This window comes from Paenibacillus sp. sgz302164, assembly GCF_056120505.1.
On sequence record NZ_JBVYOL010000016.1, the window covers coordinates 107,402 to 122,417 of the forward strand.

Below are 15,016 nucleotides of genomic sequence, written 5' to 3' on the forward strand. Positions count from 1 at the left end.
TAAATGATGGAGGAAGAGGGAAAGTTCTTGTCTAGTCATATGAACTGTTTTACAATGAAGTTATTAAGATCGGTGTTTCCGGAGCGTATTCTGTTTGGTTCTTATGAACATCATCAATTCAATTGAAAGAGGTACATATGCAGATTAATCATCAAGCCAGGAGACCTGACGGTTCCACTAAAACTGCTAATGCGAACTTGCCGGAAACGGTTGAGATGCAGTCGCGCGGTCTTCAATTATCTGCTGATGTAATGTTACAACGACCGATGAACGTGAATTCGATGAATTCACGTCAATTGTTACAGCTGCAGCGTACGATTGGCAATCGCGCTGTTGGTGAGCTTTTCAAGCAAAATGCCGGCAGGTCTGCTGAGAAATCGGAGACACCGATACAGCAACCAGTAAATCAATCAGCTTCAACTCCTTCTGTACAAAGAAAAGTGTACATCAAAAATAGAGTCTTCAGTGGTTTCAGACACAAAACGAAAACCAGTCACGGTCGTTTGGGTGAGGGTGAGCGAAATGTTAGTAACATGCTGAAAGATTTTCCATCCCGATATTTTAATAGTAAAGATGAGATGAAACAGTATGCGGGTAAATCAACTGATAAGATAGGTTATGTTAGTAAGAAAGGCACTTGGATTCGTCTCCCTAATAAGCTGCTTGTGCTTGGCGAAGAGCATGCGGCACTTAATCTTTCAGATATAACAGCAGCAGTAGGCACCGATAAATATATGCATGAAGGCTTCACCGAATATCCGGCCGAGGCTGGAAGCAACCCCGAATTAACGAATGATATGCGAGGACGGGACGAAGTAATCAATCAAAAGTTTAAAGGGGCTGAAGGAGAGAGAAGTCACAGGGCCGAAAGCTTTTATCCGAAAATATTAAGGGTAGTAAGTGGAGTTAGTGTGGATGAAAAAAACTATCAGCTTCAAGGAACGACTACGGAATTAACTTATTTGGTAATGGCTATTCATTTTGCTTCAAGGGCAGACGAAGAATCCGATCTCTTTCAAACTTATATGCTTCATAAAGAGATGTGGGATCAAACCGCTGCAGCTATTTCGTCGCAGGAAAGCTCGAATGCCGCAGTCACGGCAGAGATGAGGAAAGAAGGCAGCAGTGCTTTGTTCCAATCTTTTTATCGAGATCTGACAGCCTATGTTGAAGAGAAAATACGGCAAGAGCAGGAGTCTGCGCCTGAGAAAGACAAAGCTTCCTTCAAAGAAAAATGGCATCTTGCGAGTAAGGATTACAGTACGGACGGGGAATCACCGATGATGAAGGCTGAGAAGGCAAGAGATTTCTCGATGTTCCAGCATATTAAAAAGGCGAAAAATGAAGGGTACCTGTTATACGGTCTCGGCGAGCTTCATAGGCAGCGTTTAAAGGAATTGCTAGACCAGGAAGGCATCGCTAATGAAAATATGAATACGTTTATTAATGAGCAGAACACGAAGCATCCTCAAAGATAAAATAAAGCTCACAACACGGTAGTTATTACCTTGTTGTGAGCTTTATTTGTTACAAATTATGTTTAAATTTCCTCTATTCAGGAAGGATTTTCGCGAATGATATCGAAAAGGATGTAAGGTGAGAAGAATTGCGTCTAAAACGATACGAAATGTATCATTTTAGAACCACAAATCGCACCCCAAGAACGTTTCACTAAAGAAAAAGCCGTCGTACGAAGGGGAGAGAACTGCTGCGCACTTATGGAACCGCTCAAATTTTATCCGGGAAAGAGAGGGTGAAAGCAGGATGAAAAAGAGTTTGCTTGGTTTGTTGCTGATGTTGGCGGCGGTGGTCTGCTTAGCGGGATATGCCCATGCCGCAGGGGGAGTTAGCGTGTCGTTCGAATATCCGTCGGCAGCAGGGTATCCTTACGACAAATTTTTGGATGTTTCCGTAAGGGTGACGTCGGAATATGAAATGAAAACCGTCATTGCCAAAGTGAAGGACAGGGAGGCTGCTTTGCAAAAAGTGTGCCAGTACAGGGACTGCACCTGGAAAGGCGTTCTTTCCGTGGAAGGTCTTGAAAAAGGAAATCAAACTCTGACCGTCACGGCGACCGACCAAATGAATCAGACTGGACAGGCAAGCATCGAGTTCGTTTATGACTCTAAACCGGAGGTGTCCGTCAAACCTGCTGATCAGTTCGTCATTACAGCCAATTCTGCCCGCATTTTGGTGACAACGGTCGATGATCGTTCGATTCCTGATATCAAGGCGAGTCTGGTCAGCGAAGGGGATTTCAAAACGATTTGGACAGGTACGGGAGCGGGAGTTCTCGATCAGACGGTCGATGTTTCTAGCTATGCGGGCAAGTCTCTTCGGCTGATGGTCGACGTCTCCGATGGATTTTACTCCGAGGGACGCCCGGTTGTCAGAGTCAGCTCAACGAGCATGTTGTATGTGGAGTCGAGCGACAGGCTGGCCGTAGCCGATGAGGCGGAGGGCCGGGTTATCGATTTTGACGAAAGCCGGCTGCTGTACACAGGTTCCGATATGGGCCTGTATGTCAAAAATCGCTCAACCGGCGGAATTACGCTAGTTCGGGCATATCAGAGCCTCGTATCTTTGCAGGAAGCAAAGCTTATTCCCGGCGGTGCTATTTTGTGGCTGAACGATTCTTCCGTTCCGGAGGCGCGTATTTACATGTGGACGAACAACGTGCTGAAGGATACGGGCATTAAATTCCGCAATTACTGCTGTGAGAGTTACACCAATTATATACAAATATCCGGCAATTACGCCCTCGTGCCTACGGGCCGGATCAATTTGGCTACCGGCGAGGTCCTGCAAAATGCGCTCATAGACCGCAATTCCGTGCTGGCGCCAAACGGCGAATTCGTTTTTACCGGCACGCTGAACGGCTCCAGCCGGACCAACATATACCGCTACTATGCGGACGGTTTAATCGAAACGGTTGTGCAGGAGCCGAACTACGACAGCCGCACCCCAAAATGGGACGGCAATACGGTCGTATACACCCGGGGAAGCACCAACGGCATTTTTAAAAAAGACCGCGGCGGCGCTTCCCAGGAGCTCAGCAGCTATTCGTCGCCTGTCAGCTACGAGGTCAATCAGGGCTGGATCGCTTTCACGAAGCAGCCGGCCGGGGGAGCGCAGCAAATTTATTTGCAGTCTCCGGACGGTTCGGTGACGCAGGCGACTTATTATTTTTCCAGCAACCCGCTGGTTGACAAGTTGGGTTCGGACGGCACCTTTACATTTACGCATGCCGACAAACTGTATATCAAGCCTGCAGGCGACACCGCATCTTATTTCGCGGGCTCGTCCAAAGGAAATACGAAAATTGTAAACGGCAAATGGTACAAAACAATGGGCAATTCTGTGCTGCAAATCAAGCTTGCCGGCAGCGATGCCGTGCCTCCGGTATGGCCGGCAGGGGCGCAGCTCACAGTCACTGACGTGACTTACAACAGCGCCCGGCTGCAATGGCCGCAAGCGCAGGATAACGTCGGCGTGAGCCGGTACGACATTTACCGCGACGGCCAAATGATTGACTCGGTGTCAGGTTCCGTCTACAGCTATACGGCGGCAGGTTTGGCTCCGCAAACAACGTATACGTTCTCGGTGACTGCAAGGGATGCGGCAGGCAACGCCAGCGTCGGCAATCCGGGCAAAAGCGTGACGACTTCCGCCAATGTACCGCCTTCCTCGGCTGCGGTCGCTTTTGCTTCGGCTTCGGATATCGCCGAGGTCGGTTCGACGTTCAGCGTCCAGCTGCGTGCGAGCGAGGCCAAAGATTTGTACGCGTTCCTGCTGAAACTGCAGTACGATACGGCTCAGCTGAAGCTGACGAAGATCGAATACAGCGGCGAATTCGGCAGTGAGAACGTCAGCGCGGTGTTCGGCAAAGACACTTCGACCGCAGGCCTGGTGAAGCTGACGGGTGTGCAGCTCGGCGCAGTGCCGGGCAAGAACGGCAATGTCGGCTTGATTACACTGAGCTTCACAGCGCTCAATAACGGTCAAACGCCGATCGTCCTGCTGCCTGACTCCGAGTTCGCGGACAGCCGGGGCCGCCGGCAAAACGTCGCCGCCGCCTCTTTCCTTTTGACGGTTGGCGGAGGGGATTTCGATCATGACGGAAAGGTGACGCTGAACGATTTGTTCCTGATTTCGCAAAAGAACGGTTTGAAGAGAGGCCAGCCCGGATTTGACGAGCAGTTCGATTTGAAGCCGGACGGCGTGATCGACAGCAAAGATATTCAATATGTGGCCATGAAGGCGGCAAAAGGGTAAGCGTTCCAACAAGCGAAAGGAATAGGGCTTTTCACTTTATAAGGAAAAGTCCTATTTAATGTAAAAAATATCCAACCATGTACCTATATAGTTTCGAGACGATTTGTATCGGATTTTCCTATTTTCACAAACTAAAACCTTGACAAGATCCATTTTGTATCATAAATTAGACCTATGGAACGAAGATACAAATCGTATCTAAACTGTTGAGAGGTGTTTGCATGGCGCAAAAAACAAATAAGCAGCCTATCATGATCGATGTGAGTCCAAGGTCACGAATTTCAGAAGCTTACCGCACGCTCCGCACGAACATCGATTTGTATGATGAACCGGAAAAGCTTAAGGTGATCTCAGTCACCTCTTCGTATCCTGGGGAAGGGAAGACGACGACGGCTGTCAATCTTGCAGTTGCCTTTGCGCAGGCGGAACAGAGGGTGCTGCTTATCGATGCGGCATTTCGCAACCCTTCGCTGCAGGACATTTTTCTGGCGCAAAATCACACGGGCCTGAGCGGACTTTTATCCGCGAAGGACGACGTCCAGGATCCGGCGCAAAGCACTCATATTCCGAATCTGTTCGTACTTACCGCAGGGCTTGCTCAGAACAATCCCTCCGATTTACTCTCCAGCAACTCCTACACCTCAATCATCCACAGCTACAGAGAACTGTACGACAAAATTATAATCGACACATCGTCAGCTTATGTTATGCCCGAAACTATGATGATCGCCGCCAAAAGCGACGGAGTCCTGCTTGTCATCGAGCATGGAAAAGTGAAAGCCGAAGTTATGGAACAATTGAAAGAGACGTTCGACCGGTTAAACATACAAATCGTCGGAGTAGCCATCAATAAAATCAATAAAAAATAGTTCAGTTAGACAGCGCAGCGGAATTGCGGAGGGATTTGTATGGAATTAAAGGATTTTTTTCGGGTCATCAAAAAGAGGCTATGGATCATCATCGCCTTCAATCTTTTAATTACGGGAGCAGCCGCCTTTTATTCCTTTAACTACATGCCGCCCAAGTACGAAGCCAAGAGCGATCTGGTCGTGAATAAAACGAACGAAGCGGCGGGCGGATTGGTTTCATACGATTTGATTATGGCAAACAAGGGGCTTATTGCAACGTACAAAAGAATTATTTTGAACCCTGCGATTTTGGGCAAAGTTCTTGAGCAGTATCCCGATATCGGAATGTCGCAGACCGAATTAGGCAAGCGTCTTTCGGTGACATCGGAGGATAACACGCAGATCATTACCGTCGCCTACCGGGACACCTCTTATGAAAAAGCGGCCCACATCGTCAATGCCGTATCGAAAGTGTTTGTAGCGGAAGTGCCGTCGATCATGAAGGTGGATAATGTCGTCATTCTGAATACCGCCGCTGATTCGGACAATGCGGGTCCAGTCAGCCTGAATCCTCTGGCGGCTGCGCTTGTGGCCTGGTTTGCCTCCCTCGTCTTGCTGATCGGCGCGGTGAATGCGGTCGAATACTTCGATACGACGATCAAATCGGAAGAAGACGTGCTCAAGGTGTTCGGGGTCTCGGGCGCCGTACTGATTCCAAAATTCAGCAGGAAAGACCGGAACCGGGATTCGTTCAAACCGGGACAAAGCAAGCCCAATAAGCCGACTGTGGCGGCAGGTTCCTGATATGGACAAGAAGACGCTGGTGAATAAAGTACTGTCGGGCGGAGGTTGGGCGCTGGCGGGCAAGCTGGTGTTCGCTGCGGCGAGCCTGCTGATCAATGCGATGCTGTCCAGGCTGCTCGGGCCGCAAGAGCTGGGAACGTATTTTATTGCTTTCAATATCGCTTTTTTCGGAAGCATCGTCGGGATGCTCGGCCTGAACCAGAGCATTGTCAGGTTTTTGGCCGAAAATAACCGGCTCGCGCGGTACCGGGACATGCGGCGGGCGGTTCAACTGGCGATCGGCATCGCGCTGCTGAGCGGTGCGGCCGTATTCGTCCTGTACATAAGCTTTCAGCACTTCTTTAATCTCAATTTGTTCCATTCTCCGCTTTTGGAACAGATGAATGTCCTCGTTGCATTGTGGATTTTGTGCAACATGTTCCAGCAGCTGCTGGCAGAAAGCTTCCGGGGGCTGGACGACATCCGGCTCGCCACGGTTTTCGGCGGCCTGCTGTCCAATCTGCTGCTGGTTGCCGCTTTATCCGTATTTTTTGTTACCGGACGGCCGAATCTCTCGGATGTTCTCCTGCTGGTCAACCTCTCGATTGCGCTGAGCATCGCCGTGTCTGCGGCGGCTTTATTCAAGAAGCTCCGCCGCCTGCGGGCGGATCAGGGGCAGCGTTCGTCCGCCCCGCTTGCCGCGGAAGCGCGCCGGATGTTTGCGATTTCGCTTCCCATCATGGTATCGGCGGTCACCCTGTTTTTTCTCACTTCGTCGGATATTTGGATTTTGGGCGTTTTTCGGGGTGCCGACGAAGTTGCGGTGTATGGCGCCGCCACCCGGCTGATTGCGCTGGTCGCGCTCTGTGAAATCGTAAGCAATTCGGTTTTGCCCTCGCTCATCGTCACCATGAATACGAAGGAAACGCTTCCACAATTGCAGAAGCTCGGCCGGATCGTTACCGCCATCTCGCTGCTGCCGGCCGCTGCGATCATGATCCTGTTTTTGCTGCTAGGGTCGTGGATTCTGGGCGTCATTTTCGGTTCCTTCTATGAGAAGGGATACTGGATTCTGATTCTGCTCAGCCTCGGCCGAGTCGCGAATGTATGCGGCGGAGCGAACGGGCTGCTGCTGACTCTGGCCGGCTATCAGAAGACGCTGATGAACATTACGCTGATAACGAGCATCGCGACTGTTATCGCCAGCGTCGCCGCCGCCGCATATTCGGGTGCGGTCGGTTTGGCGGCGGTCATGTTTGCCGGGCTCGGCGTGCAAAACGTATTGATGTGGGTTTGGACGAGAAAGAAGCTGGGAATCGTGATTCATCCGGATTTTCCGCTGCTGCTTAGCGAAGCGAGGTCTTATTGGGACCAAAGAAGAACGCGCAGCGCGACAAACGCGAACTGAAACATAAAATTGTGTTTAGAGGAGCAGCAGTATATGAAGAGAGAAGCCATACCGGTCTCCGTCATCATTATGACCAAGAACGAGGAAAAACGAATCCGCCGATGTTTGGAAGGTGTCAAAGCGTTTGAAGAAGTATTTGTTGTGGATTCCAACAGTACGGACCGAACGGCGGAGATCGTAAACGAAATGGGGGCCATCCTCGTCAACTTCACTTGGGACGGCAAATATCCGAAGAAAAAACAGTGGTGCCTGGAGAACCTGCCCTTCAAGCACGATTGGGTCATCTATGTGGACGCGGATGAAATCGTCACTCCCGAAGCCGAGGAGGAAATTCGCAGGTTGTTCCTCAACCAGCCGCAGAGCGACGGCTATTTTGCCGGCTACGACTATATTTTTATGGATAAAGTGCTGAAGTTCGGACATCGCATGTACAAATTGATTCTTTTCAACCGCAACAAGGGCAGATTTCTGGATTACGACGATTTGGACGCATCGAATATGTGGGAGGTGGAAGGGCACTATCAGCCGCAGATCAACGGCAGGACGGAAGTGCTGAGCAAGCATCTGATCCACTTTGACCATGATTCTTTGTTCGATTACTTTGCCAAGCACAACCGGTATTCCGATTGGGAAGCGGTTGTCCGCAACAAAGGCCTCTTCTCGAACCTGAACGAATCCCAGATCGCAATCCGCAGGCTGCAAAAAAAGATTTTCAACAAGATGCCGATGAAGTGGGTGTTCGCCTTCCTGCATTCCTACTGTCTGAAGCTGGGCGTGCTTGACGGAAAAGCGGGGTTCCACTACGCGCTGGCGCGGTCGATGTATTACTGGCAGGTGGGTATCAAAATGTACAGCATGAACAGCGCCAATAAGGACAAAGCGCTATGACCGCATCCGTCAAAAGCGGCTTGTACATAGCTCTTGCACTTGTGATCTACGCGACGCTCAGCTCCCCGTTTCCGAAAAATCCCGGCTTGTTTGAAGCCGTCATCGCCTTGTTCCTGCTGCTGTTTGTCCGCATTCCGGTCGGTACGCTGATCGCCGCCGGTTCCTTTCGCGGGATGGAGCCGTACAGGAGCTTCCCGGCGTGGCTGCACATTCTTTTCTTCTTCCTGCTGTGGTGGGAGCTGTTTAACGGAGCCGTGCTGAAGGGCAACGGTTTAAGAGATATCATTCGCGATCTGATTCCGTTCGTTTATTTGTATATGCCGTTGTTCCTGCTTCCGGTTATAAACAAGTCGAAACACAATTTCGGAGCGATTCTGCCGTGGCTCATTTCGATGACAGGCGTGATTTTCGCAATTCGCTTCTATATAAAAGCAGGAGTCAGCCTGCTGGACATCGGCCGGATGTACTTTTCCGACTATCTCCTTTACTTCCCGTACGATCCCAGCGTCATCTTTGCCGGTATTTTCCTGCCGCTGACGGCGATTCAAATGTGGAAAATGTCCAGCCCGGCCCGCATGCTCGGCAGCATTGCGATGATCGCGGGAGGAGTCCTGGCCCTGGGCTCATTATTGGCGGTGGCCCAACGTGCGCCGATCGGTCTTGCCGCAGTCTGCTTTATTCTCTATTCGCTCGGCATGGCGCGGCAATCCTTGGCCAAATTCGTTCTGGTCGTAATCGTGTTCGCCGCCGTGTACGTCATCGCGCACGACCAGATTACAAGCTCCCTGGAGCTGCTGCAAGCGAAGCAAAGCGAATACGGCGCCAACGGAAAAACGGATGAAATGTTCACGATTTTTTCGGAAGTCGTAAGAGACCCCTCCGCATTTTTCCTGGGGAGAGGCTGGGGAGGGCTGTTTTTTGATCCGATCTACATGGATAAAGTGTCCTATACCCATTCCGTCATTACCTACTATATGCTCAAATCGGGGGTCATTGGACTTATAACATTCATTTTGTATATGGCGTGGATTTTGCATCATACGGCAAGGTCTTTGTCCATGAGCCGCCTGCCGGTCATTCTGGCGTCCATCGTACCGGTAAGCATCGGCATGTTTTTTCAACCCAGCTATAAATGCTTGTCTTACGGGGTTATTCTAACGGTATTATGCACACTTTCCCAGCGCGAACAAGTGAGGGAACGGGAACCGCAGAAGCGGGGCGCATCCGCATGTTGGCAAAAGCAAGCAGCTGACGAAGATGTATCGAAAATATGATACATATTGTATCTGTCGAAACAAAAAGAAAAAAAGAAAACCGACCCTGATGGCGTAGGATTTGCCAGAAAAAGGGAAATATATCTTCGAAAATGTTCTTGACACGATACAAGATGTATCATAAATTAGGTACATAAGAGAAAAGTGCTGCACATAATATGATTCTAAAAACGGTTGGAAAAGAGGTTCTTACATGAAAGAAGAAACTCCCATCACGCTTGACATATTGAAGGTGTTAGCGCAGCTTGGTTTGAAAGAAGAAGCGTTTATAAGCAGCGAGGACGATAAACTCGTTACTTTAGAGAACGCTCAGCCCTCACAAAAGCAATAAATCGCTTTGCTTCCTCGGGTGTCAATTTATTTCCGTCCACGGTTAGCGAAAACTTCTCAAGAATCGCATCGTCCGATAACTCCAGCTGGTCGACAAATTCCCGCACATCCTGATCAAGCACACTGTCCGATTTATTCGTTCTTCCTAACAAATAATCTATAGAGACGTGAAAGAAAGATGCGATTTTATCGATCGTATCGTAATCCGGTTCTCTTCGAGAAGTCTCGTAGTGAGATAGGGCCGCTCTGGAGATCCCCAATTTATGGGCCAATTCTTCTTGGGTAAGCGCATTTTTCTCGCGCAAAAAGGCAATCCTGTCCCCATACTTTGTCATAATGTAAGTTCCTCACATTTCGATAAGAATAATAGTAACCATTATTACCATTGTGTAAGACCTATTATACCAGTGTATGTAAGTTAGGAAAACCTAAAATATTGATTTTGTATATATTGCATGATACATATCGTATCTATGTTTAGTTCACTTTTGCCTGTTTATGAAAGGAAGATGAAAAATGTCCATGGCAAGAAGCACCTCGCAAAATTATAGAATCGGGTTCGCCCCCCGCATGCAAGGGGTTATGCAAATCGCCAGTCTCAACGGGCGGCGGATGGATTCCAAAATAGCTCCGATCGAGCTGTTGTCCGCAGATGCCGATGGCATCAGATTCCGCTCGGACCTTAAGCTGCCTGTCGGCGGGCAAGTCGTATGGCGGTTCCAATTTCATGGTGACAACCGCCATTCGGCAGAGGGCGTATTGGTCGCCGCAGCCGGCGAAGCGGGCGGTTATGAGTATGAAGCCGCCTGGCTGGACGGCGAAAAAGCGCGGAGTTCGCTGCTGGAATCTCTGTTCGTTTACGGGAAGCTGCAATACATTTTGTTTCAAGCGATGCGCAGCTATGTTAACCAGGATTCTCCCGACGCCCAGCGTCATACGATCAATTTACTAGGTTAGCGAAAGGGGGAACTTTATGCTTATCGACACCCATTGTCACATTTTGCCGGGGCTTGACGACGGCGCCGATCAGACGGATGACGCCATTGAGATGGCCAGGGAGGCGCAGCGGCAGGGCATACATACGATTGTAGCAACCCCCCACCATGCGAACGGCAAATATGATAATGCGGCGGTAGATATCGATCATGCAGTAGATGCGCTCAATCGGGAACTCCAGCTCAGAGGCATAGCGGTGAATATACTCGCCGGCCAGGAAGTCCGGGTCTATCCGGGATTGTTGAACGATTTATCCGCCGGCCTTATCCGCACATTGAACGGGTCGCGGTATTTGTTAATCGAATTCCCTTCGCAGAGCGTGCCCGCCTATTTTCAGGAGATGCTGTTTGAGCTGCAGCTGATGGAAATTACGCCGGTGATCGCGCACCCGGAACGCAACGCGGTTTTTTTGAAACAGCCGCGGGAGCTGGGCTCGCTGGTGAGCCAGGGAGTTCTATGCCAGGTCACTTCCCAATCGTTGTCAGGTTTGTTCGGCAAGAAGATTCAAAGATTTGCATTTGACCTATGCAAGGAGCAGGTCGCGCATGTCATTGCTTCCGATGCCCACAATATGGGATCGAGACCGTGCACCCTTGCCAGGGCATATGCTTATTTAAATTCCAGCCTGGGCGAAAAACACGTCGGGCATCTTGTGGAAAATGCCGGCCTGCTGATCCGCGATGAAACGATACGGATCTTTTCCGCAGGGCGGATAAAGAGAGATTGGCTGCGCTTTTTACGGCCGTATTCGAGTCATTTTTAAAATAATTCAGATACAAAATGTATCTTGTTATTTTGACTAATTGGCTTGTAAACAAATGAAAATTTTTGAAAATCACTTGACACTATACAAAACGTATCTTAAAGTAGAGTCATAGATACAAAATGTAACATAGAAAATGCAGCTGATGTAGAAAATCGTTTAGGCTGGAGGTCCAGATGGAACTAGAACTGAAAGAGTATGTAAGAATATTTCGCAAACGGCTGTGGATTATTTTCAGCATCGTGCTGGCCAGCACGCTGATCGCAGGAATCATAAGCTACTACTTCATGCAACCGGTGTATTCGGCAAGCGCCAAGCTGATCGTCAACAAGTCCGAGGACAGCAAAGGAAAAGAAGCGTTTGATTATGGGACCGTAAGCGTCGACATCAAGCTGGTGAACACTTATAAGGAAATCATAAAAACGCCCGCAATTATGGATAGAGTCGTGGAAAGATACCCCGAAATCAAGCTGTCATCGGAAGCTTTGATCAACAAAGTGAAAGTCAGCTCCGTGAACGAAACGCAAGTGATGACCATCTCCGTGCAGGACCAATCTCAGAAGCAAGCCGTGCGCATTGTCAATGCAATATCGGAGGTCTTCCAAAGCGAAATTTCCTCCATTATGAAGGTCGATAACGTTACGATTCTGAATCGTGCCAAAGAATCCGACCGGACCGCCCCCGTAAGCCCGAATCCGACTACCAATATCGCCATCAGCTTCCTGATCTCTTTGCTGGTTTCCATTGGAATCGCCTTTTTGCTGGAATATATGGACGATACCATTAAGACGGAAAAAGATGTTGAGAATTATCTTGGCATTCCGACGCTTGGCGTTATTACGAAAATCAAGCCCAAAGATGTAGTCAAAGGCTATTCGGCCAAAAAACAAAGAGTAGTGGGGGATGCAAAGTATGTCAACGTCAACCAATAAAAAGGGCATCCCGCTTATTACCAATACGAATCCGAAGTCGTACATCTCGGAAGCGTACCGTACGCTTCGCACCAATATTACCTTTTCCTCGGTAGATAAGGAAATACGTCGAATTCTGGTGACGTCCTCCCAGCCGAAAGAAGGAAAATCGACGACGATTACCAATCTCGCTGTAGCTTATGCTCAGGAAGGCAAAAAGGTTCTCGTGATCGACGCTGACTTGCGTAAACCGACACTTCATCATTATTTTCTCAAATCCAACCGGATGGGCCTTACCAATGTTTTGGCGAATCAATGCACGATGGAGGAAGTCGTCACGGCAACGGATATACCGAATCTGTCCTTTTTTCCTTCCGGGCCGGTTCCGCCCAATCCTTCGGAGCTGCTCGCTTCCCAAAAAATGAGCCTGCTGCTCCAACAGTTGGAAGCGGAGTTCGATCTGATCTTTTTCGATTCCCCTCCGCTGCTTGCGGTGACGGATTCGCAAATACTCGCCACATTGTGCGACGGAGTCATTCTTGTGGTTCAATCCGGCAAAGTGAAGCGGCAGCTCGCCAGACGGTCGCTGCAGCAGCTGGACAATGTGAAAGCGAACGTGCTCGGCGTCGTGCTGAACAACAAGCCGAATCTGAAGAACGACGATACGCCTTACTACTATTATTACGGTGCGACCGACAAGTAAATAAAGGATTAGGTAAAGTCTGCTGCACCTTTATCACTGCAGGCACTCGATCATGCTGTGGGTGTGCAAGCACCTTAGACGTATATCGTCGGTGGTGTGATGTGAGGAAGGGTTGAATGCCCCAAGTAAAAGTGCTAGTTATTCTGTTTTATGAAACGATAGCTTCTTAAGACGGAATACCTAACACTTTTATTTTAGACAGAAAGAGGCGTAGGAGCAGAATTCAGAAAATGGAGGTAACCGTATGAAACAAGTGAAGAAGGCAATTATCCCAGCTGCAGGACTCGGTACACGATTTCTCCCGGCAACGAAAGCAATGCCCAAAGAAATGCTGCCTATCGTAGATAAACCGACGATCCAGTACATTGTTGAAGAAGCAGTCGAATCGGGGATTGAAGACATCATCATTGTAACTGGGAAAGGGAAGCGGGCGATTGAAGACCACTTCGACAATGCCTTCGAGCTGGAGCAAAAATTACTCGAAAAAAACAAACTGGAACTGCTGGAGCAGGTACAGCGATCGGCGAAAATGGTGGACATTCATTACATCAGGCAAAAAGAGCCCCGCGGTTTAGGCCACGCCGTATGGTGCGCGCGTAAGTTTATCGGCAACGAGCCGTTTGCCGTGCTCCTCGGCGACGATATCGTAAAAGCTGAAACACCGTGCCTCCTGCAGTTGATTCATCAATATGAAATAACGGGCCGTTCGGTGATCGGGGTTCAAAGCGTGCCGGACGAAGAAGTTCACCGGTATGGCGTCATTGATCCTGCCGAATCGCTCGGCAGCAGACTGTATCAAGTGAGCAATTTTGTCGAAAAGCCGAGCAAGCTGATGGCCCCGTCGAATATGGCGATTATGGGCAGATATATCCTGACGCCGGAAATATTCAACTTTTTGGATAAACAAGAGGTGGGAGCCGGCGGCGAAATTCAATTGACCGATGCGATTCAGAGGCTGAACGAGCTTGAGCAGGTCTATGCCTACAATTTTGAAGGCACACGCTATGATGTGGGGGAAAAATTGGGCTTTATCCTGACTACTCTGGATTATGCGCTGATGAACAGCGAGCTGCGGGAGCCGCTTCTGGCCGCTCTGGAGCAAATGGTGAATCGAACCAATACTTATGCTAGATAAGGGGTATGAGTTATGAATCTGTCTGATGTAGATGTTGCTGCCCGGAGAAGCCAATATCAAGCTGCTCATTCGACAATTACTATCGAGAAAGATTTATCCTTGTACTTGTTTGTCAAAAGGACTGCGGATATTGTGCTGTCGCTGGGGGGAATTATTTTTCTGATCCCGGTATTTTTCTTCGTCGGCGCGTTGATCAAGATCGAGGACCGCAAGGGCCCTGTATTTTTCAAGCAGATTCGGGTGGGGAAAGACGGCAAGGAATTTTATATGTTCAAGTTTCGCTCCATGGTCAGCAACGCGGAGGAGCTGCTCGCAGACCTTTTGGCCAAAAACGAAGTGAGCGGAGCTATGTTTAAAATGAAAAACGATCCGCGGGTAACGAGAATCGGCAGATTCATCCGCAAAACGAGCATCGACGAGCTTCCCCAACTGTGGAACGTGCTGAAAGGCGAGATGAGCCTGGTCGGGCCCAGACCTCCGCTGCCCAGAGAAGTGGCGGAATATACGGCTTACGACAATCTGCGCCTGCTCGTTACGCCGGGCTGCACGGGCCTCTGGCAGGTAAGCGGGAGAAGCAACATCGGCTTCGAGGAAATGGTCGAGCTCGATCTGGAGTACATTATGAACCGCAGCGTAAGGAACGATCTGAAAATTATCGTTAAGACGTTTGCCGTTTTGCTTGGCTCCAAAGACGCTTTTTAA

At 49.4% G+C, this 15,016-nt stretch carries 14 protein-coding genes; 13 read left to right on the top strand and 1 reads right to left on the bottom strand.

What is annotated here, in order from left to right:
- Positions 1-137 precede the first annotated feature (137 nt).
- From AC0LWT_RS25105 to AC0LWT_RS25135, 7 genes are all read left to right on the top strand, one after another.
- Positions 138-1,478, top strand: coding sequence for a hypothetical protein (locus AC0LWT_RS25105; protein WP_474684010.1), 1,341 nt, complete (start codon positions 138-140; stop codon positions 1,476-1,478).
- Between the two features lie 286 nt (positions 1,479-1,764).
- A complete protein-coding gene (locus AC0LWT_RS25110; protein WP_474684011.1) occupies positions 1,765-4,275 on the top strand; it encodes a fibronectin type III domain-containing protein in 2,511 nt (836 codons plus the stop codon).
- A gap of 221 nt (positions 4,276-4,496) precedes the next feature.
- The gene (locus AC0LWT_RS25115; protein ID WP_474684012.1) at positions 4,497-5,144 is read left to right on the top strand and encodes a CpsD/CapB family tyrosine-protein kinase; all 648 of its coding nucleotides are present in this window, start codon (positions 4,497-4,499) and stop codon (positions 5,142-5,144) included.
- Positions 5,145-5,183: 39 nt separating this feature from the next.
- On the top strand, positions 5,184-5,927 hold the full coding sequence (locus AC0LWT_RS25120; RefSeq protein WP_474684013.1) for a YveK family protein: 744 nt from the start codon (positions 5,184-5,186) through the stop codon (positions 5,925-5,927).
- Position 5,928: 1 nt separating this feature from the next.
- Entirely contained in the window at positions 5,929-7,314 is a 1,386-nt protein-coding gene (locus AC0LWT_RS25125; protein ID WP_474684014.1) for an oligosaccharide flippase family protein, read from the top strand.
- Between the two features lie 33 nt (positions 7,315-7,347).
- A complete protein-coding gene (locus AC0LWT_RS25130; protein ID WP_474684015.1) occupies positions 7,348-8,202 on the top strand; it encodes a glycosyltransferase family 2 protein in 855 nt (284 codons plus the stop codon).
- Positions 8,199-9,476: a hypothetical protein gene (locus AC0LWT_RS25135; RefSeq protein WP_474684016.1), complete on the top strand. Its 1,278-nt coding sequence runs from the start codon at positions 8,199-8,201 to the stop codon at positions 9,474-9,476. The genes AC0LWT_RS25130 and AC0LWT_RS25135 overlap by 4 nt, the downstream gene beginning before the upstream one ends.
- Positions 9,477-9,769: 293 nt before the next feature.
- Here AC0LWT_RS25135 and AC0LWT_RS25140 read toward each other — a convergent pair whose 3' ends face one another.
- The gene (locus AC0LWT_RS25140; protein ID WP_474684017.1) at positions 9,770-10,141 is read right to left on the bottom strand and encodes a helix-turn-helix domain-containing protein; all 372 of its coding nucleotides are present in this window, start codon (positions 10,139-10,141) and stop codon (positions 9,770-9,772) included.
- A gap of 181 nt (positions 10,142-10,322) precedes the next feature.
- Here AC0LWT_RS25140 and AC0LWT_RS25145 point away from each other — a divergent pair, with 181 nt between their 5' ends.
- The 6 genes from AC0LWT_RS25145 (at position 10,323) to AC0LWT_RS25170 (ending at position 15,016) form a co-directional block, all read left to right on the top strand.
- The gene (locus tag AC0LWT_RS25145; RefSeq protein WP_474684018.1) at positions 10,323-10,763 is read left to right on the top strand and encodes a hypothetical protein; all 441 of its coding nucleotides are present in this window, start codon (positions 10,323-10,325) and stop codon (positions 10,761-10,763) included.
- Positions 10,764-10,779: 16 nt separating this feature from the next.
- Complete coding sequence (locus tag AC0LWT_RS25150) at positions 10,780-11,565, top strand: tyrosine-protein phosphatase (RefSeq protein ID WP_474684019.1); 786 nt, start codon at positions 10,780-10,782, stop codon at positions 11,563-11,565.
- Positions 11,566-11,741: 176 nt separating this feature from the next.
- Positions 11,742-12,497, top strand: coding sequence for a YveK family protein (locus AC0LWT_RS25155; RefSeq protein ID WP_474684020.1), 756 nt, complete (start codon positions 11,742-11,744; stop codon positions 12,495-12,497).
- Positions 12,478-13,179: a CpsD/CapB family tyrosine-protein kinase gene (locus tag AC0LWT_RS25160; RefSeq protein WP_474684021.1), complete on the top strand. Its 702-nt coding sequence runs from the start codon at positions 12,478-12,480 to the stop codon at positions 13,177-13,179. The genes AC0LWT_RS25155 and AC0LWT_RS25160 overlap by 20 nt, the downstream gene beginning before the upstream one ends.
- A 244-nt stretch (positions 13,180-13,423) precedes the next feature.
- Complete coding sequence (galU, locus tag AC0LWT_RS25165) at positions 13,424-14,314, top strand: UTP--glucose-1-phosphate uridylyltransferase GalU (protein ID WP_474684022.1); 891 nt, start codon at positions 13,424-13,426, stop codon at positions 14,312-14,314.
- Positions 14,315-14,326: 12 nt separating this feature from the next.
- Positions 14,327-15,016, top strand: a complete 690-nt coding sequence (locus AC0LWT_RS25170) for a sugar transferase (protein WP_474684023.1) — start codon at positions 14,327-14,329, stop codon at positions 15,014-15,016.